Genomic DNA, 19,420 nt, shown 5'->3' on the forward strand with positions numbered 1-19,420 from the left:
ATGAACGACTGGCTCCCCACCCTTGCCGACTGGCTGGCGGCCGGCCAGCCGGCGGTCCTCGTCACCGTGGTGCGGGCCGACGGCTCGACGCCGCGGGAAGCCGGCGCCACCATGCTGGTCGGACGCAACGCCACCGCCGACACCATCGGCGGCGGCCACCTGGAATGGCTGGCCACCGCCGCCGCCCGCGACCTGCTGGCCAAGAGCGGCCAGCCTCACGTGATGCGCTGCGCCCTCGGTGCGTCCCTCGGCCAGTGCTGCGGCGGTGTGGTGTGGCTGGCGCTGGAGCGCATCGAGGCCCGCGAAGCCGCCAGCTGGCAGACCCGCGCCGCCGCCGTCACTGCCGGCCAGACCCTGCAGCGCCGCCTGCTGTCCGGCGACGAGGGCTCCCTGTGGTCCATGAGCACGGATCAACACGGCAAGCGCGACCCGGCTCAGTTCTGGTCCGACGGCGGCCACTGGCAGTTCGAGCAGCAGATCCGCAAGACCCAGTTTCCGGTGGTGCTGTTCGGCGCCGGCCACGTCGGCGAGGCCATCGCCCGCGCGCTGGCACCGCTGGGTGCGCACATCAGCTGGGTGGACAACCGGGACTCCATCTTCCCCGCCGAGCTGCCGGCCGGTACCGACGCCATCGGCACCGACATGCCGACCGCCGAAGTCCGCGCCGCACCGCCCGGCGCCTATTTCCTGGTGCTGACCCACGACCACGGCCTCGACTTCGAGCTGTGCGAGGCGATCCTGGCACGCCACGACTTCGCCTTCTTCGGCCTGATCGGCTCGGCCTCCAAGCGCGCCCGCTTCGAGCACCGCCTGATCGCCCGCGGCATCGACCCGGCCCGGCTGGTGGACATGAGCTGCCCGATCGGCGTGCCCGGCATCCGCGGCAAGGAGCCCGCTGTCATCGCCGCCTCGGTGGCGGCCCAGCTACTGCAGGTGCGCGAAGCCCGCCAGGCCGTCGCGGAAGCCTCCCGCCCGCTGCGCATCACCCCCTTCCTGTTGTCAGGAGTCCGCCCGTGAGCATCCCCCCACCCCCCTTCAGCGGCCCACCGACGGGCATGCCACGCCTGGAACTCAGTGGCATCACCAAGCGCTACCCGAGCGTGGTCGCCAACGACGGCATCAATCTCAAGGTCGGCCCCGGCGAGATCCACGCGGTGCTCGGCGAGAACGGCGCCGGCAAGAGCACGCTGATGAAGATCATCTACGGTGCGGTGCAGGCCGACGCCGGCCAGATCCAGTGGAACGGCCGCGAGGTGGTCGTCGCCAACCCCGCCGAGGCGCGCCGGCTGGGCATCGGCATGGTGTTCCAGCACTTCTCGCTGTTCGAGACGCTGAGCGTCGTCGAGAACATCGCGCTGGCCCTCGACGAGCCCTTCGACCTCAAGGCGCTGGCCATCCGCGTGAAGGAGGTCTCGACCCGCTACGGCCTGCCATTGGATCCGGACCGCCTGGTGCACAGCCTGTCGGTGGGCGAGCGCCAACGCGTCGAGATCGTGCGCTGCCTGCTGCAGCAGCCCCAGCTGCTGATCCTCGACGAGCCCACCTCGGTGCTCACCCCGCAGGCCGTGCAGAAGCTCTTCGAGACCCTGCGCCGGCTGGCCGCCGAGGGCGTCAGCATCCTTTACATCAGCCACAAGCTGCACGAGATCCAGAGCCTGTGCCACAGCGCCACGGTGATGCGCGGCGGCAAGGTCACCGGCACTGCCACCCCATCGCGGGAAACCCCGGCCAGCCTGGCGCGCATGATGATCGGCCGCGAGCTGCCGGTGTGCGAGGTGCCCGCCTACACCGGCATCGCCACCCCGGCGCTGACGGTGAACAGGCTGTCCCTGGTGCCCGACGACCCCTTCGGCACCCGCCTGCAGGACATCGAGCTGGAGGTGCACCGCGGCGAGATCCTCGGCATCGCCGGCATTTCCGGCAACGGTCAGGCCGAGCTGCTGGCCGCCCTGTCAGGCGAGACCACCGGCGCGGCGGAGGCCGTCAAGCTGGTCGGCCTGCCGGTCGGCCATCTGGACGCCGGCCGCCGCCGCAAGCACGGGCTGGCCTTCGTGCCGGAAGAGCGCCTCGGCCGCGGCGCGGTGCCGTCCATGTCGCTGGCCGACAACGCAACCCTCACCGCCCAGCGCCAGGGCCTGGTCAAGAAGGGCTTCCTGCGCCCGAAGGCCGCCTGGGACTTCGCCAAGCGCTGCATCGAACGCTTCGACGTGCGCTGCGGCGGCCCCGGTGCGGCGGCGCGCAGCCTGTCCGGCGGCAACCTGCAGAAGTTCATCGTCGGCCGCGAGATCATGCAGCAGCCCATCGCGATGGTCGTCGCCCAGCCCACCTGGGGCGTGGACGTCGGCGCCGCCGCCTTCCTGCGCCAAACCCTGATCGACCTGTCCCGCCAGGGCGTGGCGATCCTGGTGATCTCCGAAGAGCTGGAAGAGCTGTTCGAGATCTGCGACCGCATCGCCGTGCTGGCCGAGGGCCGCCTCGGCCCCGCCGTGCCGAAAGCCGAGACCAACGCCGAGAAGATCGGCATGCAGATGTCCGGCCTGTTCGCCCCCGCCGACAAGGAACCCGCTCATGCCGCTGCTTGAACCCCGCTCCACGCCATCGGCGCAGATGCGCCTGCTGTCGCCGCTGATCGCCATCGGCCTGACCCTGGCCGTCGGCTCCGTGCTGTTCCTGGCCCTCGGCAAGAATCCCGTCGAAGCCTTCACGGTGTTCTTCGTCCAGCCCCTGTCGTCGGGCAACGGCTGGAGCGAACTGATGGTCAAGGCCGGTCCGCTGATCCTCATCGCCCAGGGCCTGGCGATCGGCTTCCGGGCGCGCATCTACAACATCGGCGCGGAAGGCCAGCTGATCGTCGGCGCGCTGGCCGGCGGCGGCGTGGCGATCGCCCTCGACGGCGTGGATGCCTGGTGGGTGCTGCCGCTGATGGTGGTGGCCGGCGCCATCGGCGGCGCGCTGTGGGGCGCCGTCCCGGCCCTGCTGAAGACCCGCTTCAACGCCGAGGAAACCCTCACCACGCTGATGCTCACCTACATCGCCAGCTTCACGCTGTCCTACATGGTGAACGGCCCCTGGCGCGACCCGGAGGGGATGAACTTCCCGCAGTCCATCATGTTCGGCGACCCGGCCCTGTTCAGCCCGTGGTTCGAGGGCATGCGCGTCAATGCATCTATCCTGATCGCCGCCGTCGCCTCCATCGCCTTCTGGATCTTCACATCGCGCAGCTTCCTGGCCTACCAGCTCACCGTCGGCGGCCTGGCCCCGGCGGCGGCCCGCTACGCCGGCTTCTCGGCCCAGCGCACGGTGTGGGTCAGCCTGGTGCTGTCAGGCCTCACCGCCGGCATCGCCGGGGTCGGCGAAGTGGCCGGGCCGGTCGGCCAGCTCAACCTCAACATCTCGCCGGGCTACGGCTTCGCCGCCATCATCGTGGCCTACCTGGGGCGCCTCAACGCGGTGGGCATCGTGCTGGCCGGCCTGCTGATGGCCCTGCTCTACCTCGGCGGCGAGGCGGCCCAGGTGGCCTTGCAGTTGCCAGCGGCGATCACCGGCCTGTTCCAGGGCATGTTGCTGTTCTTCCTGCTCGGCACCGACGTGTTCGTCGATTACCGCCTCAAGCCCCGCCCCAAACCCGCCTACGCCTAAGGACCCCGCGATGCTCGAACACCTGATCCCCGTCCTCGCCGGCACCCTCGGCGCGGCCACGCCGCTGATCTTCGCCGGTCTCGGCGAGCTGGTGGCGGAGCGCACCGGCGTCATCAACCTGGGCGTCGAAGGCATGATGCTGATCGGCGCCATCGCCGGCTTCGCTGCGGCGGCGGATTCCGGCGGCGGCGCGCTGGCCGGGCTGCCCGCCGGGGCCGTCGCCGGCATGCTGGCGGCGCTGGTGTTCGCCGTGCTGTCCCTGTCGATGGCCGCCAACCAGGCCGCCTGCGGCCTCGCGCTGACCATCTTCGGCGTCGGCCTGTCGGCCTTCATCGGCCAGCACTACGTCAGCTTCAGCCTGCCCGGCCTGCAGCCGCTGGACATCCCCGGCCTGGTGGACATCCCGGTGATCGGCCGCATCCTGTTCCACCAGGACCCGGTCACCTACCTGGGCCTCATCACCTTCGTCATCGTCTGGTGGGTGCTCCGGAAAACCCGCCTCGGCCTCCTGCTGAAAGCCGTCGGCGAAGCCCCCGACGCCGCCCACGCCATCGGCTACCCGGTCATCGCCATCCGCTACGGCGCCACGCTGTTCGGCGGCGCGATGGCCGGCATCGCCGGCGCTTATCTGTCCACGGTCTACACGCCGCTGTGGGTGCAGAACATGGTCGCCGGCCGCGGCTGGATCGCCATCGCGCTGGTGGTCTTCGCCACCTGGAACCCGACCCGCCTGCTCCTCGGCGCCTGGCTGTTCGGCGGCGTGACGATCCTCCAGTTCCACGCCCAGGGCCTCGGCATCGCGCTGCCCGTGCAGTTCCTGGCTGCGCTGCCTTACCTGGCGACGGTGGTGGTGCTGGTGCTGATCTCGCGGGACAAGCGGCTGTTGCAGCTGAATTTGCCGGCTTCGTTGGGGAAGCCGTGGATGCCGTAAAGTCTGTGGCTGTTGGGGCTGTGGGGGCGAATTCATTCGCCCTGCGCGGGTTGAGCTTTTGCCCTTTACCGGACGGCTTCCCGTTCTATTGGCTTGCGTTGGCCGGGTCTCGCCCCGGCGGGCGACATCCTTTCTTGTCACACGACAAGAAAGGACGCAAAGAAACGTGCCCCGCTGCCACGCCCCCTGCGGGGGTGCCCTCGCTCCGGGTGCGCCGGGCGGGGTCTGCGCAAACTCGCCCTGCGGGCTCAAACATGCGCAGCCCTGATCCGCCCGCCCCACCCTCCACTCGGCGCGTCAGAGGGGGAAAGGAAAAGCGGCCGCTCGACGGCAGATGCCGCACAAGGCGGCTATACCAACTACACCTCAGCTTCAGGGAAGGCTCGGTGCCTCCCCAAAGCCCGTCCTGAACCGCCGAGCAGCGCAGCGGCAGGCGGGGAAGTCCGGCGCGGCTGTCTGAGCCGGCGCAGCCGGCGAGTTCCGCGCCGGCCGCCTGCTGCGAGCAGCACAGGGAAGTCGTCCGCGACGCGGACGACCGGTGAGGCACGGGTCGCCTTCTTTGCCTTCTTTCTTGGCGACGCAAGAAAGAAGGTCGCCCGCCGGGGCGAGTCCCGGCCAATGTGAAGCAAAAAAATGGAAAGCCGTTGATCAGCCCCCCGGACAAGCCCCGACAGGGCAACACAAAACAATGAGCAAAACCCTCCTCCTCCACCACGCCGACACCCTCATCACGATGGACGCCACCCGCCGCGAGATCCACGACGGCGCGGTGTTCATCCGCGACGGCGTCATCGAAGCCGTCGGCCCGAGCGCCGAACTGCCCACCCACGCCGACGAAGTGCGCAACCTCTCCGGCCGCATCGTGCTGCCCGGCCTGGTAAACACCCACCACCACATGTACCAGAGCCTCACCCGCGCGGTGCCCGGCGCGCAGGATGCGGAGCTGTTCGGCTGGCTGCAGACGCTCTACCCGATGTGGGCGGGGCTGACGCCGGAGATGATCCGGGTGTCGACGCTGACGGCGATGGCCGAGCTGATCCTGTCCGGCTGCACCACCTCGTCGGATCACCTCTACCTCTACCCCAACGGCAGCCGGCTGGATGACAGCATCGAGGCGGCGACGCTGATCGGCATGCGCTTCCATGCCTGCCGCGGCAGCATGAGCGTCGGCCGTTCCAAGGGCGGGTTGCCGCCGGACGCGCTGGTGGAGGACGAGGCGGCGATCCTCGCCGACAGCCGCCGCCTGATCGAGACCTGGCACGACCCGGCCCGCCACGCGATGCTGCGGATCGCCGTGGCGCCATGCTCGCCGTTCTCGGTGAGCACCGACCTGATGCGCGAATCCGCCGCGCTGGCGCGCAGCTACGGGGTGTCGATGCACACCCACCTGGCCGAGAACGACAACGACGTAGCCTACAGCCGCGAGCGCTTCGGCATGACGCCGGCCGAGTACGCCGAGAGCCTGGGCTGGGTCGGCCACGACGTGTGGCACGCCCACTGCGTGAAGCTCGACACGGCCGGCATCGCGCTGTTCGCCCGTACGGGCACCGGCGTGACCCACTGCCCGTGCTCCAACATGCGCCTGGCCTCGGGGATCGCGCCGATCCCGGCAATGCGCGCGGCCGGCGTGGCGGTCGGGCTGGGGGTGGACGGCTCGGCCTCCAACGACGGCGCCGACCTGCTCGGCGAGGCCCGCCAGGCCATGCTGCTGGCGCGGGTCGGCCACGGCCCGGCAGCCATGAACGCCCGCCAGGCGCTGGAGCTGGCCACGCTCGGCGGTGCCAAGGTGCTCGGCCGCGACGACATCGGCGCGCTGGCACCGGGCATGAGCGCCGACCTGATCGCCTTCCGCAGCGACACCCTGCGCCTGGCCGGCGGCGCCGTGCACGACCCGGTGGCGGCGCTGGTGTTCTGCGCGCCAGATGCAGTGGACCTGAGCCTCATCAACGGGAAATGGGTCGTCGAGGACGGCAAGCTGCAGACGGTAGACCTGCCCGGCATACTCGCCCACCATAACCGCCTTGCCCGACAACTCGCGGAGGCCTCGTGACCCAGCACCAGCCCACCCCCGCTCAGGCGCACGTGCTCGTGCGCGGCCAGATCCTGCACTACCTGGCCGACCCCGGCCCCGGCGACGACCCGAGCGCCTGGGAGTTCTTCGACGACGGCGCCCTGTGGATCGTGGACGGCCGCATCCATGCCGCCGGGCCATGGTCGGCAATCAACGCCAACATGCCGCCCGACGTGCGCCGCGCCGCCGTCTTCCACGACCACCGGGACCGCCTGGTGCTGCCGGGCCTGGTGGACACCCACATCCACTACCCGCAGGCGGGGGTGATCGGCTCCTTCGGCCGCCAGCTGCTGGACTGGCTCAACGACTACACCTTCCCCGCCGAAGCCCGCTTCGCGACCTACAGCGTGGCAGAACGCACGGCCGAGTTCGTCGTGGAGCGCCTGCTCGCCCACGGCACCACCACCGCGTCGGTGTTCGCCACGGTGCATGCCCATTCGGTGGACGCCTTCTTCGAAGCCGCCGCGGCGCGCAAGCTACGCATGCTGTGCGGCAAGGTGCTGATGGACCGCAACTGCCCGGACAACCTGCGCGACGACGCGGTCTCCGGCCGCGCCGACAGCCAGGCCCTGATAGAACGCTGGCACGGCCGCGAGCGCCTGCGCTACACCCTCACGCCGCGCTTCGCGCCAACCTCCACACCGGAACAACTGCAAGCCGTCGGCGAACTCTTCGCGGCCCGCCCGGACCTGCACCTGCAGACCCACCTGGCCGAGAACCCGGCCGAGATCGCCTGGGTGCGCGAACTCTTCCCCGAGCGCAGCAGCTACCTGGACGTCTACGCCCATTACGGCCTGCTCGGCCCGCGCAGCATCTACGGCCACTGCATCCACCTGTCGCCGGCCGAGCGCCGCGAGATGGCCGCCGCCGGCGCCGCCGCGGCCTTCTGCCCGACATCCAACTTCTTCCTCGGCAGCGGTGCCTTCGACTACGCCGCCAGCACCGCGGCGGGCCTGCGCGTCGGCCTTGCCACCGACGTTGGCGGCGGCACCGGCTTCAGCCTGATCCGCACCCTGGGCCAGGCTTACGAGGCCAGCCAAATCCACGCCGCGCCGCTGTCCGGCATGCGCGGCTGGTACCTCGCCACCCTCGGCGGCGCCCGTGCCCTCTACCTGGACGAACACATCGGCAGCTTCCAGCCCGGCCGCGAGGCGGACTTCGTCGTCCTCGACTGGGCTGCCACGCCCGAACTCGCCTGGCGCATGGACAACACCCGCACGCTGGCCGAGCGCCTGTTCGCGCTGATGATCCTCGGTGACGAACGCTGCGTACGGGCCACCCACGTGCTGGGTGAGAAGGTCGCTGGCACATCCGCCTGAAGACCGGGGGACAAGCCCATGCTGGACAATTGCTGGGGATCCTGTGGGGGCGAATTCATTCGCCCTCACGGAATAAGGCTCAGCCTACAGAATAAGACCCCCTCGAAAGAAACATGGGCGCCCCCCAGCCTGCCGCGACGACATCCCCCTGCAATCACCGTAATTGCCGTCCATCCCCGACAGCGTTTCCGGAGCCCCCTTGATATTGTCCCTACCGTGGACATGGGCATTCCGCCCGGTCCCGTAGACTCTTACAAAGGGGATCGTTGTCGTGAAATTCCGCTCTCTCGTGTGCGCCGTCCTTGGTCTTACCGTCGCCGGCAGCGTGCTGGCCCAGGTCCAGACGCCGGAAGAACTGATCAAGCTCCGCCAGGGCTCCTTCCGGGTCATCGGCTGGCATTGCGCCAAGGTCAAGGCCAACCTCGATGGCCAGTACAACAAGGACGAGGTGCTCGCCGCTTCGACGGTGATCCAGTCGGTGGTCAATGCCGGCCTCAGCCCGCTGTTCGCGCCGGGCACCGACAAGGGCGTCGGTTTCCACGAGAGCAAGGCCAAGGCCGACGCCGTCGATCCGGCCCGCAACGCCAAGCTGGGCGAGATCGCCAGCCAGTTCCGCAAGGACGCCAACGAACTGGTGAAGGTCGCCTCCACCGGCAACAAGGACGCCATCCGCGCCCAGTTCGGCAACCTCACCAAGAACTGCAAAGCCTGCCACGACGAGTACCGCATCCAGTAAGTCGCCGGGGATGGCGGACCGCTAGAATGGAGGGCCGTCCGCGGTCCTGCCGCATGTCCGTCATCCCATGCCCGCCTTCCTCCGCGCCCTCGATTCCCGCAACTACCGTATCTACTTCGCCGGCCAGCTGATCTCACTGGCAGGCACCTGGATGCAGCAGATCGCCATGGTGTGGCTGGCCTACCGCCTGTCCGGCTCGGCCTTCGTGCTGGGGATGGTCGGCTTCGCGAGCCAGATCCCGATCCTCGTCTTCGGTGCCATCGGCGGGGTGATCACCGACCGTTTCGACAAACGCCGCCTGCTCCTCGCCACCCAGGCCCTGTCGATGGTGCAGGCCGTGCTGCTGGCCGCGCTGGCCTGGCTCGGCGAGGCGACCACCGGCCACCTGATCGCGCTGGCCTTCGGCCTGGGCTGCATCAACGCGCTGGACGTGCCGACCCGCCAGGCCATCGCGGTGCATCTGGTGGACGACAGGGACGACCTGCCCAACGCCATCGCGCTGAACTCCTTCCTGATGAACATCGCCCGTTTCGTCGGCCCGACGCTGGCTGGCTTCGTCGTCGCACTGGTCGGCGAGGCGGTGTGCTTCCTGCTCAACGCCGCCTCCTACCTGGCGGTGTTGCTGGCCCTGCTGGCGATCCGCCTGCCCGCCGACAGCGCGCGCCGGCCGTCGGCGCCGCCGCTACAGGCCCTGCGCGAGGGCCTGGCCTATGCGGCCAGTCATCCCGGCATCCGCTCGTCCCTGTTGATCGTCGCCACCACCAGCTTCCTGGCCGCCCCCTACGTGGTGCTGATGCCGCTGTTCGCGAAGGAGATCTTCGGCGGCGACGCACGCCTGTTCGGCCTGCTGGTGGGCTGCGCCGGCGGCGGTTCGCTGCTCGGCAGCCTGTATCTGGCCGGTCGCCAGGGCACCGACGGGCTGGCCCGCCTGGTCGGCGTCGCCGCCCCCGCGACCGGCGCGGCGGTAGCCCTGTTCGCACTGTCGCCCGGTATCTGGATGGCGATGCCGGTGCTGGTCGGCCTCGGCCTGGTGCTCATCGTCACCGTGGCCGGCAGCAACACGCTGATCCAGACCCAGGTCAGCAACGACTTCCGTGGCCGCGTGATGGCCTTGTTCACGATGGCTTTCCTGGGCATTGCGCCACTCGGCAGCTTCAGCGTCGGCAGCCTGGCCCACGCCTTCGGCGTGCGCCCGACGCTGGTTGCCTGCGGTCTGCTGACGATCGCCGCCGGCCTCGCCTACCGGCGCCGCGTCACCTGAACCGCGGCAACGGCCGCATTCATCCCCAATGGGTAAAACTTCCTTGCGTCATCGAACGCCGCCGCTTATCGTCAAGTCCCAATAACAATAAAGGACAGGGAGCGCCCATGCCTCATACCCCGCGTCTGGCTGCCGAAACCTGGCAGCGCCTGGCCGAAACCTCGTCGGACGCGATCCGCGCAGCGGTCACCGGCATCATCGAGCGGGACAGGGCCGAACTGGCCGACCGCTTCTACGAACAGATGCTCGCCGATCCGGGCGCCGTCCAGTTCCTGTCGGCACAGGCCGTCGAGGCCCACCTCAAGCCGGGCCTGCAACGCTGGATGGAAATGCTGTTCTGCCACCGCAGCGTGGAGGAGCTGGTTTCCGCCCTCGCCCTGCAGCGCCACGTGGGCGAGGTGCACGCCCGGGCGCAGATCCCGGTGCAACTGGTGGCGCGGGGCTTCCGCTTTCTGAAGCAGGCCATCAACGCGCGCCTGATCGCCACCGAGCTGGGCCGGGAAGCCCTGGTCCATGCGGTACTGTACGTGGACCACCTGACCGACATCGCTTTCGAGGAGATGAGTTCGGCCTTCATCCTGTCCGCCGAGCGCAGTGCCCGCACCGACGAGGCCTACAAGATGCACGAGGCCGGCCGCAACCTGGCGCTGGAACGGGAGAAGCAGTCCGTCGCAATCCTCGAGTGGGAAGCCCGCGTCTATCGCCTGCTGGCTTCCGGTGCCCCCTTCGACGACATGCCGACGCTGCTGGACTCCGAGTTCGGCCTGTGGCTGCACCACAAGGCGCCGCTGCTGTTCGAAGACACCCGGGAACTGCCGCTGATCGAGGCCTGCGTCGAACACATCGACCAGTCGCTGTTCCCCCGCCTGAGCGGCGAGCGGGACTCGCCCGCGGACGGCGACGGCAACCGTACGCTGACCCGCGCCGTGCTGGTGGAGATCGAGGAGCTGAAGTACCTGCTGCGCAACATGTTCGACCACATCATGGAACTGGAGGTCGGCCGCGACGTGCTGACCCACCTGTTCAACCGGCGCTTCCTGCCATCGATCATGCGCCGGGAGATCAGCCTGGCCCGCAAGCACGACTGCAGCTTCTGCGTGCTGATGATGGACATCGACCACTTCAAGCGGATCAACGACGAACACGGCCACGATGCCGGCGACCGGGTGCTGCAGCAGGTGGCGGCGCTGATCGTCGGCCAGCTGCGCGCCGGTGACTTCGTGTTCCGCTACGGTGGCGAGGAATTCCTCGCCGTGCTGGCCGAGATCGATCTTCCCAAGGCCGTCGTGGTCGCCGAGAAAATCCGCCAGCGGATCGCCGACAGCGATGTCTTCCTGGCCGGCGGTGAAACCCTCCGCGTCACGATGAGCATCGGCCTGGCCGGCAGCGACGGCCATCCGGATTACCAGCGCCTCATCGACCGGGCCGACAAGGCACTCTACGCCGCCAAGGAAGCGGGGCGGAACCGGGTGGCGACGGACTGATATCATTCCGGGCCTCGATCGCACCACCCTCCGGGCCCCCGGCCCGGCCGCCGCCATGACCGCAAGCCCCGGCCTCCGCGTGCTGTCGCTCATCCCGCCGATGACGCAGCTCAACACGCCCTACCCGTCCACCGCCTACCTGACCGGCTTCCTGCGCAGCCGCGGCGTGGATGCCGTACAGGACGACCTGGCCCTGAAGCTGGTGCTGGAACTGTTCTCCGCCGCCGGCCTCGATGCGCTACGCGACAAGGTCCACGCCCTGTCGGACAAGAAGCGCTCGGCGACGCTGCACACCTTCGACGGCGCCTTCGAACGCTACCGCGCCACCGTCGGCCCAGCGCTCGGCTTCCTGCAGGGCCGCGACCCGACCCTTGCCCACCGCATCGCCAGCCGCGCCTTCCTGCCCGAAGGGCCGCGCTTTACGTCCCTCGACGTGTATTACGACCCGGACGGCGGCGATCCGCTGGCCTGGGCTTTCGGTGCTCTGGGCGTGCAGGACAAGGCCCGCCACCTGGCGACGCTGTACCTCAACGACCTGGCCGACGTACTGCGCGAGGCCGCCGATCCGCGCTTCGAATTCGTGCGCTACGCCGAATCCCTGGCCATGGCCCAGCCGAGCTTCGAACCGCTGGCCAAGGCCCTCGCCGCGCCGCCGACACTGGTGGACGAGACCCTCAAGCGCCTCACGCTGGAAACCGTGGCCCGCCATCAGCCGCGCGTCGTGCTGCTGTCGGTGCCCTTTCCAGGCTCGGTCTATGCGGCCTTCCGCATCGCCCAGACCATCAAGGCCGCCCACCCGCAGATCGTCACCGTGCTCGGCGGCGGCTTCGTGAACACCGAGCTGCGCGAGCTGACCGAGCCGCGCGTCTTCGACTACTTCGACTACCTCACGCTGGACGACGGCGAGCGCCCGCTGCTGGCCCTGCTCGAACACCTGGACGGCAAGCGCGGCGCATCGCGCCTGGTGCGCACCTACCTGCGCGAGGACGGCCAGGTGCGCTACATCAACCTGGCCGAAGCGGACATCCCCTTCGCCGAAGTCGGCACGCCGACCTGGGACGGCCTGCCGCTGGACGGCTACCTGTCCATCCTCGACATGCTCAACCCGATGCACCGCCTGTGGTCGGACGGACGCTGGAACAAGCTCACCGTGGCCCACGGCTGCTACTGGAAGAAGTGCAGCTTCTGCGACGTCAGCCTCGACTACATTGGCCGCTACGACGCCGCCAGCGCCGAAATTCTGGTGGACCGCATCGAGGCGGTGGTCACCGAGACCGGCCAGACCGGCTTCCACTTCGTGGACGAAGCTGCCCCGCCGAAGATGCTGAAAGCCCTCGCCGACGAACTGGCGCGCCGCCAGCGCTCGATCTCCTGGTGGGGCAACATCCGCTTCGAGAAGTCCTTCACCCCGGAGCTATGCCAGCAGCTCGCCGACAGCGGCTGCATCGCCATCTCCGGCGGCCTGGAGGTGGCCTCCGACCGCCTCCTCAAGCTGATGAAGAAGGGGGTCTCGGTGGATCAGGTGGCCCGCGTCACCAAGGGTTTCTCCGACGCCGGCATTCTCGTGCACGCCTACCTGATGTACGGTTTCCCGACCCAGACCGTGCAGGACACCGTGGACGCGCTGGAATACGTACGCCAGCTGTTCGACGCCGGCTGCATCCAGTCCGGCTTCTTCCACCGCTTCGTGTGCACCGTGCACTCGCCGGTCGGCCAGAACCCCGCCGAATACGGCATCAAGCTCAAGCCCCTGCCGCCGATCAGCTTCGCCAAGAACGACGTCGGCTTCATCGACCCCACCGGCGTGGACCACGACGCCCTCGGCGTCGCGCTGAACAAGGCCCTCTACAACTACATGCACGGCATCGGGCTGGACCAGGACGTGCGCAGCTGGTTCGACAGCAAGGTACCCCGGCCGCGGGTGCCCAAGCACTTCATCGACCGGGCGCTGGGCTACTGAGCAGCGGGACTACTGAATGTCGCGACGGCCCCGACGCCGCCGGGATGCCACCCAGCCGGCGCCGGCAACAGCGACGCACGCCAGCGTGCCGGGCTCGGGAACCGTGGTAGCGGCCGGAACCACCGCCGTGGCGACGATCTGATAGGTGAAGGAATCGAAGAAACCCTGCGGCGACACACCACTCAGGAAGAAGGTGTGACCGTCGAAATCACCGGTGTAAGTATTGTTGAACAATCCGCCGCCCGAGCAACCGCCGAAACTGAAGAAGCACGGATCGTCACTGCCGGTGAAACCGGTACCATTCACCAGCCCGGCAAAGGACGGGAAGGAAAAGCCCAGGGCACCGGCACCACCAAGATCAACGGAAACCGAATCGAAGCTGATCCGGGTGAAGTAGATGGAGGTGGTGGGGTCGTAGGGTGACGGTGTGGAAGCCACCTCGCGCACCACATCGAAGCTGCCCGACAACGCAAAGGTCTGCGGCGCCGGTGGCGTTGAGCAGTTGCCGAACGGATCGCAGATGGGCGGCGGGTTGGATGTGAAGGTCACCGAACTCTGACTGGCATCGATCTTGACCAGTGCCGCCTGTGACGACGCACTCGCCGCACCGAGCGCGAGGGCAACGGCGGCAAACCGGGCCGCGCGACGGCGGCGCGGAGACATTCTGGATATGTTCAAGGGCTTTTCCTTTTCGAAGGGTTGCGGGGAACGTCGGGCGACAACGGAAGCAGCCCGGATTATTCCATTCGAATTTCCAGGAAGGAGTGGAAAATCCCCGTCAAAGCAGAGAAGTCCTCCACTCGCCCGACACCGCCGATAGCACCTGGCAAAGGTCTACAATCGCCGCTTTTGCCGCCCCCCAGCCATGAAACTGTCACAGCTTGCCCTTGGCACCCGCTTCGCATTCGAAGGGAAGATCTACACCAAGACCGGCCCGATGACCGCCAGCGCCGAAAGCGGCGGCCAGCGCATGATCCCGCGCTACGCGGTGCTGCAGCCCCTGGACGGCGTCCCGCCGCCAGTCGCCCCCGCAGCCAGCCGCACCGTGGACGCCGACACCGTGCGCAGCGCCTTCGACGCCTTCTACGGCACCTGCCTGCGCCTGACCGACGACTTCGGCCGCGCCGAACTGGAAACGGCGCGGCAGCGCTTTCTTGAGAGTCTGGAGAAATAACTGGAGAAGCGCGCCAGAATGCTGGCGCTTACGGACGCAAAAAAGGCCGGAACCCTTGATTTCTCTGGGCTTGCCGGCCTGATTCGGAACACTGCGGAACAGCTATTGGTGCTTGGGCGAGACTCGAACATCCAGTAATTTAGCTGCATCCAAGGCATAGCACAAAATCAATACCCCCAGCATTCCGCACTACCTTTTGGCACATGCTCGTTTGACGCTGGCCACCGAAATATCGAAGTGCTCCGCGGTTGTCTTGATACTGGCCGAGTTCTCGGCACGCCACGCGACCACCTCGGCATCATTCACCGTTTTCTTGCGCCCCAGGTGCTTGCCTTCCGCCCTCGCCCGCTCCAACCCAGCGAGTTGGCGAGCCTTCAGGTTCTCGCGTTCCAGTTCCGCCACGGCAGCCAGCATGGTCAACATGAGCTTCCCGGTAGGCGTGGCCAGTTCAAAACCCTCACGCATCGAAATGACGGCCGCGCCCGTCTCCTTCAACGCCTCGACGGTATTCAGCACATCCAAGGTGTTACGGCCGAGGCGATCGATTGCCGCGACCACGACTACATCACCTTCCCGCACGTACGTGAGGAGCGCCGACAAACCTGCCCGCTGAGTCGCTGCCACCGTACCCGACACGCCATCATCGGTGAACCACTTATCCACCTTGTAGCGTTCAGCGATGGTGCGCCGCTGGTTCTCGCAGGTCTGGTCGTCTGTGGAGACGCGGGTATAGGCAACGATGGCGGACATGGCAGGCCTCTGTGTAGCTCAAAATCTATAGCTCACATAATAGGCTGGCTCAAAATAGAAAACAACGTATTTGAGCTATCTGTCTCGGGGCTGTTTCGGGGTAGCTCAAAAGGTAAGCCTTTTGAGCCTCAAACAACAGTTCACACCGGCCCCAGAAAGCACAACGCCGGGACATACCCGGCGTTGCTGAACGAACAGATTGCTGCCTATCCCTTTACAAGATGTAGCGAAGGGCTTCGTGCGCGCTCCGGGGAGGTACCTCCACCTCCAGAGACAGCTACCGGTACAAGGCCAAATAGCAGCGGGGTCAGATCATCGACTGAAACCTGGAGGGCGTCCCCGATTCTGCGTAACGTTGTTCCTTGATCGCGTGACATCCCCAGGACCTTGGCCAGAATCTGCGAAGTTTCACGGGGTGCTGAATCGATCTCAGTCGTACGGGCCCCCTTTGAGGACAACTCAATACAGGCACTCTTGTATAACCACTCAGTCAGAATTCCAACCTTGTGCAACCGGTAAGTAAAAGCCATCGCAGAGACGTTCCAGAGTTTCTTGCCGCTCAATATCTCGGGCACACTCCGGCACTGCCAACTGTGAGCTAGAACACTATCCTTCGGCATCAGGAAGGCAGACGCAAAAGCATTCGCCTCATTCTCGACCTCCTTGCCCTTGTTGGAGCCATGCTGATGCAGCACCAAGTGGCCGAGTTCGTGGGCCGCGTCAAAGCGGCTGGCTTCAGCGGACTTCTGGGTGTTTAGAAATACGAATGGTGTCGTACCTTCTCTCCAGCAAGAGAATGCATTGACCTGTTTGGTCTCTTCAGCCAGTGAAAAAACGCGCACCCCGTGATATTCCATCACGTGGACCATGTTCTTGATCGGCCCTGAGCCCAGCCCCCATTCCGAACGCAATAGCGCAGCCGCCACTTCAGGCTCCACTGCAGATAGATCAGGAACACTCACTGCAGGTAGCTGAAAGTGCTGATCAATCCAATCACTCAGCAGAAAAGCAAGACCGCCTGCAGCCAACGATGCATCGCGTTGTGCAGCGGTCATACGAGAGAACGAACGAAAGCTCGCGTTCTCGTCCCTAGGGGCGTTGATGTCGGGCCCCGCAAAAAAAGCCACGGGAAACCCCACTCCTTTGGCAATCGCCTCTAGGCTTTCCGGCGTTGGGATTGACGCACCGCTCTCGTAGAGCGAAATGATCTTACTGCTCAAACCCGCAATGTCGGCCAACGACTTCTTTGTTAGCCCCCTCCGCTGTCGCGCGAGTACAAGTCTGATCGGGTTAAAAGCACTTCTATCATTCATGACCTTGGTGTGACTGGGATATCGAAATCGACGCCATCATCTGGAGTTCCTCTCGAACCGCGCGCCTGGAAACTAAGGGCGGGCATGATAAACCTCGGCTCCCAGCCGTCAACCTTGTCGTTGTCCCCGAAGTTCACCGGCCTCGAAAGCTCATATCGGACCTCTTGAGCACCGGTATCTACGTGAAATAGCAGTATCCACAACGACTGCCCTTCAGCACTATCCAGATCAAAGTCTCTCCTCACAGCACTCGACACTGGGAAGAGCTGCCCCTGGATGCTGTTGTAGGAAACGCTACGCAAAGTCTGCGAACCACGTTTGTTCCTGGTCTGAGGCTCTCGGTATGGATTTCCCGTATCTGAATCGCCACTGATCACAGTAATTGCATGCTTTCCGTCGGGCGAGACAACGCGCGGCTGATTGTTCGGGTTCACCGGAAGCCACCCTTTCGGGACAAACAGCTCTCGCAAAGCCTCGGTACCGAATGCCCATGCGTTAGTTCCACCAAACCCCTTCGGTTTCAAGGGCCCCACAGACATAAACGCACTCCAACACTGGAGTACTACCCTATCAAGTTCATCTCTTGTCACTCCGAACAGCAATGTGACTGCCTGCTCGGCAGGAAGGTCTTGATACTTGATACGACGTTCAGCGGACATGAATTACCCCAGACAATGTACTTCCGCTTTTTATACATCCTTGGATGTTGAAAAACAAGAACCAAGTCAGAGCTTCTAAGTAGAGGAAGCCACGCTACGAAATCTGCGGACTGGCTTGACGATCAACTGCACACTAGTACAGAGCACTGGATTGTGATTCCAGGTGTCTCGGGTGCCCGGAACGGGAATCGATCCCCGAGCCTTCCCTCGGCCGGGAGAGTCCTCACAGGACCGTGAGGCAAGCGGGCATGGCTGAGAACAACTCAGCAGCAAGCGCCCAGCGAGCCCGTTGATGCGCCGAACCATTCTCTGGCGAAACAGATATACAAGTCACTGCAATAGCCGGACATTGACTGCAGCTTGCTGGGGTCGTTTCCTTCAAAGGGGCTCACTGGTTCGATCCCAGTACCGCCCATCTCCAAGATGCGGGACATGGGCCTACATGACCTTGCACCCCATGCAAGTGCGCGACCTACCGTTCTATCCATTGAACTACTGAGCCACCACGATCAGCCCGGCAGTGCCCCGTGCATGGTGTGCACACATCACTTGAAGGCGTTTGTTGACCGCACAGTCGTTTCGTATGATTCACCATAGCCACAACACTCTTCGAGCGGCCATCATGGAAACCACACCACCGCGACTAGTTATATCGAGCGGCAGTCACACCAGCTTTGCCCATCGAATCTTATGGGAGAGCTCGCAGCGCCACCTCGCATTGGCGCAGGCACACCCTGATGATGGCTGGATGCTGCACCTGTCTGCTGGACTGCTCGCAGCTGCTGCCTTTGAGGCTTACCTGAACTACGTCGGTGAAGAAGCTCTGCCGCATGTCTGGGAGGAAGAGCGCAAGTACTTCAACACGCCCCCATATCGAGGAACCGATGGAAAGCTCCTGCGGATCGCGGAGGAGATCGATTGGGAGCTTCCGCCGAAAGGCAAAAAGCCCTACTCAGGGGTACGCTCTTTGCAGGCCATTCGAGACAAGATGGTTCATGGACGTACACAACGAACCAATTTCCGCAGCAAACATAAGGCGGGGACGCTCCCTGACTTTCCCACGACCTGGCTGCAGGATGAAACACCGCCGAAGCGGATCCGCGGTTACATCAACGATGTTGAGCTACTTTCAGTTCAACTCCACGAAGCACTCAAACAATCTGAATTCATGTTCGTGATCTTCGGAAGTCACCCCTACGCAGGCATGCTTGGCGGTGGCACCTTCTCCGTCGCAGAGAGTTCATAGGGGCCACTCTCGACAACCCGATGTTCCCCTGGCTGGGCATCGCCATCTGAGGACAAGGCGATGCTCAGCTCCTGCGCCATGCATCTTTAGACGCACATGCCCTAGCTTACTCACTGTCAAAACTGCCAAATTGAGAAAAGACAGTTTTGGCAGTTCGGTTTCTAGCGCACATGGGCAAAATTCAGCCTCAGTGCCGTGCAGGCACGAGCGGCACCGACTTGGGATTGACCACGTACAGTTGCCGCGGCTTGGTACGTGAAGGCTCCTGCCACTCCTCCAGGTGCCCCAGCTCCACCAGCAGCCCAAGGCCCTCGGCCACGCGCTTCTGATCGGCCAGCCCCGACCAGCCCGGACGCCACACGTCGCGGCTGCCGAACCCCTCCCGCGCCAGATCCCCCTTCCTGATCCGCTCCAGAATCCGCCGTGCCGTGTCGGCCTCGCTGCCCTGGGCCACCCCGTAGCAGCGCCGGGCGTGCGTCTCCAGATACACCGCCCAATGCAGTGCTCGCAGCGTCGAGGCGAGGCCGACCGGGCCGCTGTATCCGTCCCCCAGGTGGAAAGTCAGGGCCAGGGCCGGGACCAGCTTGCGATACTTGGCGAGGTGGGATTCGAGGGCCGGGTACAGATCCCCCGAGCGCAGGCCGGCTTCAAAGCCCGTGCGCCAATCGGTGAAGGCCTCCAGGGCTTCCGGATCGAAGCGCAGGAAGGGTGGGCCGTCCTCGCCTTCCTGCTCGGCGCCACGGGCCAGGGCATTGAGGGCGTCCAGCTCGTCGAATACGGCGAAGGCCATATCCTTGGCGGGGCCGTCCGGGTAGCGGTCCACGTTCTTCCAGGTGCCGCCGGTCTCCGGCCACACCAGCAGGCCGAAGCGGGCCAG

Annotated in this window: 17 protein-coding genes; 12 read left to right on the plus strand and 5 right to left on the minus strand. The window is 65.9% G+C overall.

Translation table 11 applies throughout. The annotated features are described in order from the left end of the window. The 10 genes from xdhC (at position 1) to B4920_RS23505 (ending at position 13,401) form a co-directional block, all read left to right on the plus strand. Positions 1 to 1,017, plus strand: coding sequence for a xanthine dehydrogenase accessory protein XdhC (xdhC, locus tag B4920_RS23460; RefSeq protein ID WP_079437111.1), 1,017 nt, complete (start codon positions 1 to 3; stop codon positions 1,015 to 1,017). A 38-nt stretch (positions 1,018 to 1,055) separates the two neighbouring features. Beyond that, on the plus strand, positions 1,056 to 2,582 hold the full coding sequence (locus tag B4920_RS23465) for an ABC transporter ATP-binding protein (protein ID WP_079437128.1): 1,527 nt from the start codon (positions 1,056 to 1,058) through the stop codon (positions 2,580 to 2,582). After that, the gene (locus B4920_RS23470) at positions 2,569 to 3,639 is read left to right on the plus strand and encodes an ABC transporter permease (RefSeq protein ID WP_079437112.1); all 1,071 of its coding nucleotides are present in this window, start codon (positions 2,569 to 2,571) and stop codon (positions 3,637 to 3,639) included. Before B4920_RS23465 ends, B4920_RS23470 begins: the two co-directional genes overlap by 14 nt. A 10-nt stretch (positions 3,640 to 3,649) precedes the next feature. Beyond that, complete coding sequence (locus B4920_RS23475; RefSeq protein ID WP_079437113.1) at positions 3,650 to 4,570, plus strand: ABC transporter permease; 921 nt, start codon at positions 3,650 to 3,652, stop codon at positions 4,568 to 4,570. Between the two features lie 688 nt (positions 4,571 to 5,258). Next, positions 5,259 to 6,620 carry an 8-oxoguanine deaminase gene (locus B4920_RS23480; RefSeq protein ID WP_079437114.1) on the plus strand — a complete coding sequence of 454 codons (1,362 nt, stop codon included), beginning with the start codon at positions 5,259 to 5,261 and terminating at the stop codon, positions 6,618 to 6,620. Continuing rightward, positions 6,617 to 7,960, plus strand: coding sequence for a guanine deaminase (gene guaD, locus B4920_RS23485; protein ID WP_079437115.1), 1,344 nt, complete (start codon positions 6,617 to 6,619; stop codon positions 7,958 to 7,960). Before B4920_RS23480 ends, guaD begins: the two co-directional genes overlap by 4 nt. 271 nt (positions 7,961 to 8,231) lie before the next feature. After that, positions 8,232 to 8,696 carry a cytochrome c gene (locus B4920_RS23490; protein ID WP_161493379.1) on the plus strand — a complete coding sequence of 155 codons (465 nt, stop codon included), beginning with the start codon at positions 8,232 to 8,234 and terminating at the stop codon, positions 8,694 to 8,696. Positions 8,697 to 8,763: 67 nt separating this feature from the next. After that, positions 8,764 to 9,957: an MFS transporter gene (locus B4920_RS23495; RefSeq protein WP_079437117.1), complete on the plus strand. Its 1,194-nt coding sequence runs from the start codon at positions 8,764 to 8,766 to the stop codon at positions 9,955 to 9,957. Between the two features lie 107 nt (positions 9,958 to 10,064). Then, positions 10,065 to 11,441 (plus strand): GGDEF domain-containing protein, encoded by a 1,377-nt coding sequence (locus B4920_RS23500; protein ID WP_079437118.1) that lies wholly within the window; start codon positions 10,065 to 10,067, stop codon positions 11,439 to 11,441. 55 nt (positions 11,442 to 11,496) lie between these two features. Beyond that, positions 11,497 to 13,401 carry a radical SAM protein gene (locus B4920_RS23505; RefSeq protein WP_079437119.1) on the plus strand — a complete coding sequence of 635 codons (1,905 nt, stop codon included), beginning with the start codon at positions 11,497 to 11,499 and terminating at the stop codon, positions 13,399 to 13,401. Between the two features lie 9 nt (positions 13,402 to 13,410). Here the strand turns inward: B4920_RS23505 and B4920_RS23510 are convergent, their stop codons facing one another. Continuing rightward, the gene (locus tag B4920_RS23510) at positions 13,411 to 14,079 is read right to left on the minus strand and encodes a PEP-CTERM sorting domain-containing protein (RefSeq protein ID WP_139379609.1); all 669 of its coding nucleotides are present in this window, start codon (positions 14,077 to 14,079) and stop codon (positions 13,411 to 13,413) included. Between the two features lie 187 nt (positions 14,080 to 14,266). Here B4920_RS23510 and B4920_RS29595 point away from each other — a divergent pair, with 187 nt between their 5' ends. Next, on the plus strand, positions 14,267 to 14,575 hold the full coding sequence (locus B4920_RS29595; RefSeq protein ID WP_079437121.1) for a hypothetical protein: 309 nt from the start codon (positions 14,267 to 14,269) through the stop codon (positions 14,573 to 14,575). Positions 14,576 to 14,764: 189 nt separating this feature from the next. On the opposite strand, the gene B4920_RS23520 is transcribed toward B4920_RS29595, so the two are convergent. The 3 genes from B4920_RS23520 to B4920_RS23530 form a co-directional block, all read right to left on the minus strand. Beyond that, complete coding sequence (locus B4920_RS23520) at positions 14,765 to 15,325, minus strand: recombinase family protein (RefSeq protein WP_079437122.1); 561 nt, start codon at positions 15,323 to 15,325, stop codon at positions 14,765 to 14,767. 206 nt (positions 15,326 to 15,531) lie between these two features. Then, positions 15,532 to 16,638: an ImmA/IrrE family metallo-endopeptidase gene (locus tag B4920_RS23525; RefSeq protein ID WP_079437123.1), complete on the minus strand. Its 1,107-nt coding sequence runs from the start codon at positions 16,636 to 16,638 to the stop codon at positions 15,532 to 15,534. Further along, positions 16,635 to 17,297 (minus strand): hypothetical protein, encoded by a 663-nt coding sequence (locus tag B4920_RS23530; protein WP_079437124.1) that lies wholly within the window; start codon positions 17,295 to 17,297, stop codon positions 16,635 to 16,637. The genes B4920_RS23525 and B4920_RS23530 overlap by 4 nt, the downstream gene beginning before the upstream one ends. Before the next feature lie 622 nt (positions 17,298 to 17,919). Here B4920_RS23530 and B4920_RS23535 point away from each other — a divergent pair. Further along, entirely contained in the window at positions 17,920 to 18,543 is a 624-nt protein-coding gene (locus B4920_RS23535) for a hypothetical protein (protein WP_139379611.1), read from the plus strand. Between the two features lie 187 nt (positions 18,544 to 18,730). Here B4920_RS23535 and B4920_RS23540 read toward each other — a convergent pair. Further along, positions 18,731 to 19,420, minus strand: a 690-nt coding sequence (locus B4920_RS23540) for a DUF3987 domain-containing protein (protein WP_139379612.1), incomplete at its 5' end; no start/stop codon positions are given.

The organism is Zoogloea sp. LCSB751, assembly GCF_002028455.1.
GTDB lineage: Bacteria > Pseudomonadota > Gammaproteobacteria > Burkholderiales > Rhodocyclaceae > Zoogloea.

Coding starts and splice junctions, on each gene's coding strand:
- xdhC (WP_079437111.1), top strand. CDS start 1: ATGAACGACTGGCTCCCCACCCTTGCCGACTGGCTGGCGGCCGGCCAG.
- B4920_RS23465 (WP_079437128.1), top strand. CDS start 1,056: ATGCCACGCCTGGAACTCAGTGGCATCACCAAGCGCTACCCGAGCGTG.
- B4920_RS23470 (WP_079437112.1), top strand. CDS start 2,569: ATGCCGCTGCTTGAACCCCGCTCCACGCCATCGGCGCAGATGCGCCTG.
- B4920_RS23475 (WP_079437113.1), top strand. CDS start 3,650: ATGCTCGAACACCTGATCCCCGTCCTCGCCGGCACCCTCGGCGCGGCC.
- B4920_RS23480 (WP_079437114.1), top strand. CDS start 5,259: ATGAGCAAAACCCTCCTCCTCCACCACGCCGACACCCTCATCACGATG.
- B4920_RS23495 (WP_079437117.1), top strand. CDS start 8,764: ATGCCCGCCTTCCTCCGCGCCCTCGATTCCCGCAACTACCGTATCTAC.
- B4920_RS23500 (WP_079437118.1), top strand. CDS start 10,065: ATGCCTCATACCCCGCGTCTGGCTGCCGAAACCTGGCAGCGCCTGGCC.
- B4920_RS23505 (WP_079437119.1), top strand. CDS start 11,497: ATGACCGCAAGCCCCGGCCTCCGCGTGCTGTCGCTCATCCCGCCGATG.
- B4920_RS29595 (WP_079437121.1), top strand. CDS start 14,267: ATGAAACTGTCACAGCTTGCCCTTGGCACCCGCTTCGCATTCGAAGGG.
- B4920_RS23520 (WP_079437122.1), bottom strand. CDS start 15,325: ATGTCCGCCATCGTTGCCTATACCCGCGTCTCCACAGACGACCAGACC.
- B4920_RS23525 (WP_079437123.1), bottom strand. CDS start 16,638: ATGAATGATAGAAGTGCTTTTAACCCGATCAGACTTGTACTCGCGCGA.
- B4920_RS23530 (WP_079437124.1), bottom strand. CDS start 17,297: ATGTCCGCTGAACGTCGTATCAAGTATCAAGACCTTCCTGCCGAGCAG.
- B4920_RS23535 (WP_139379611.1), top strand. CDS start 17,920: ATGGAAACCACACCACCGCGACTAGTTATATCGAGCGGCAGTCACACC.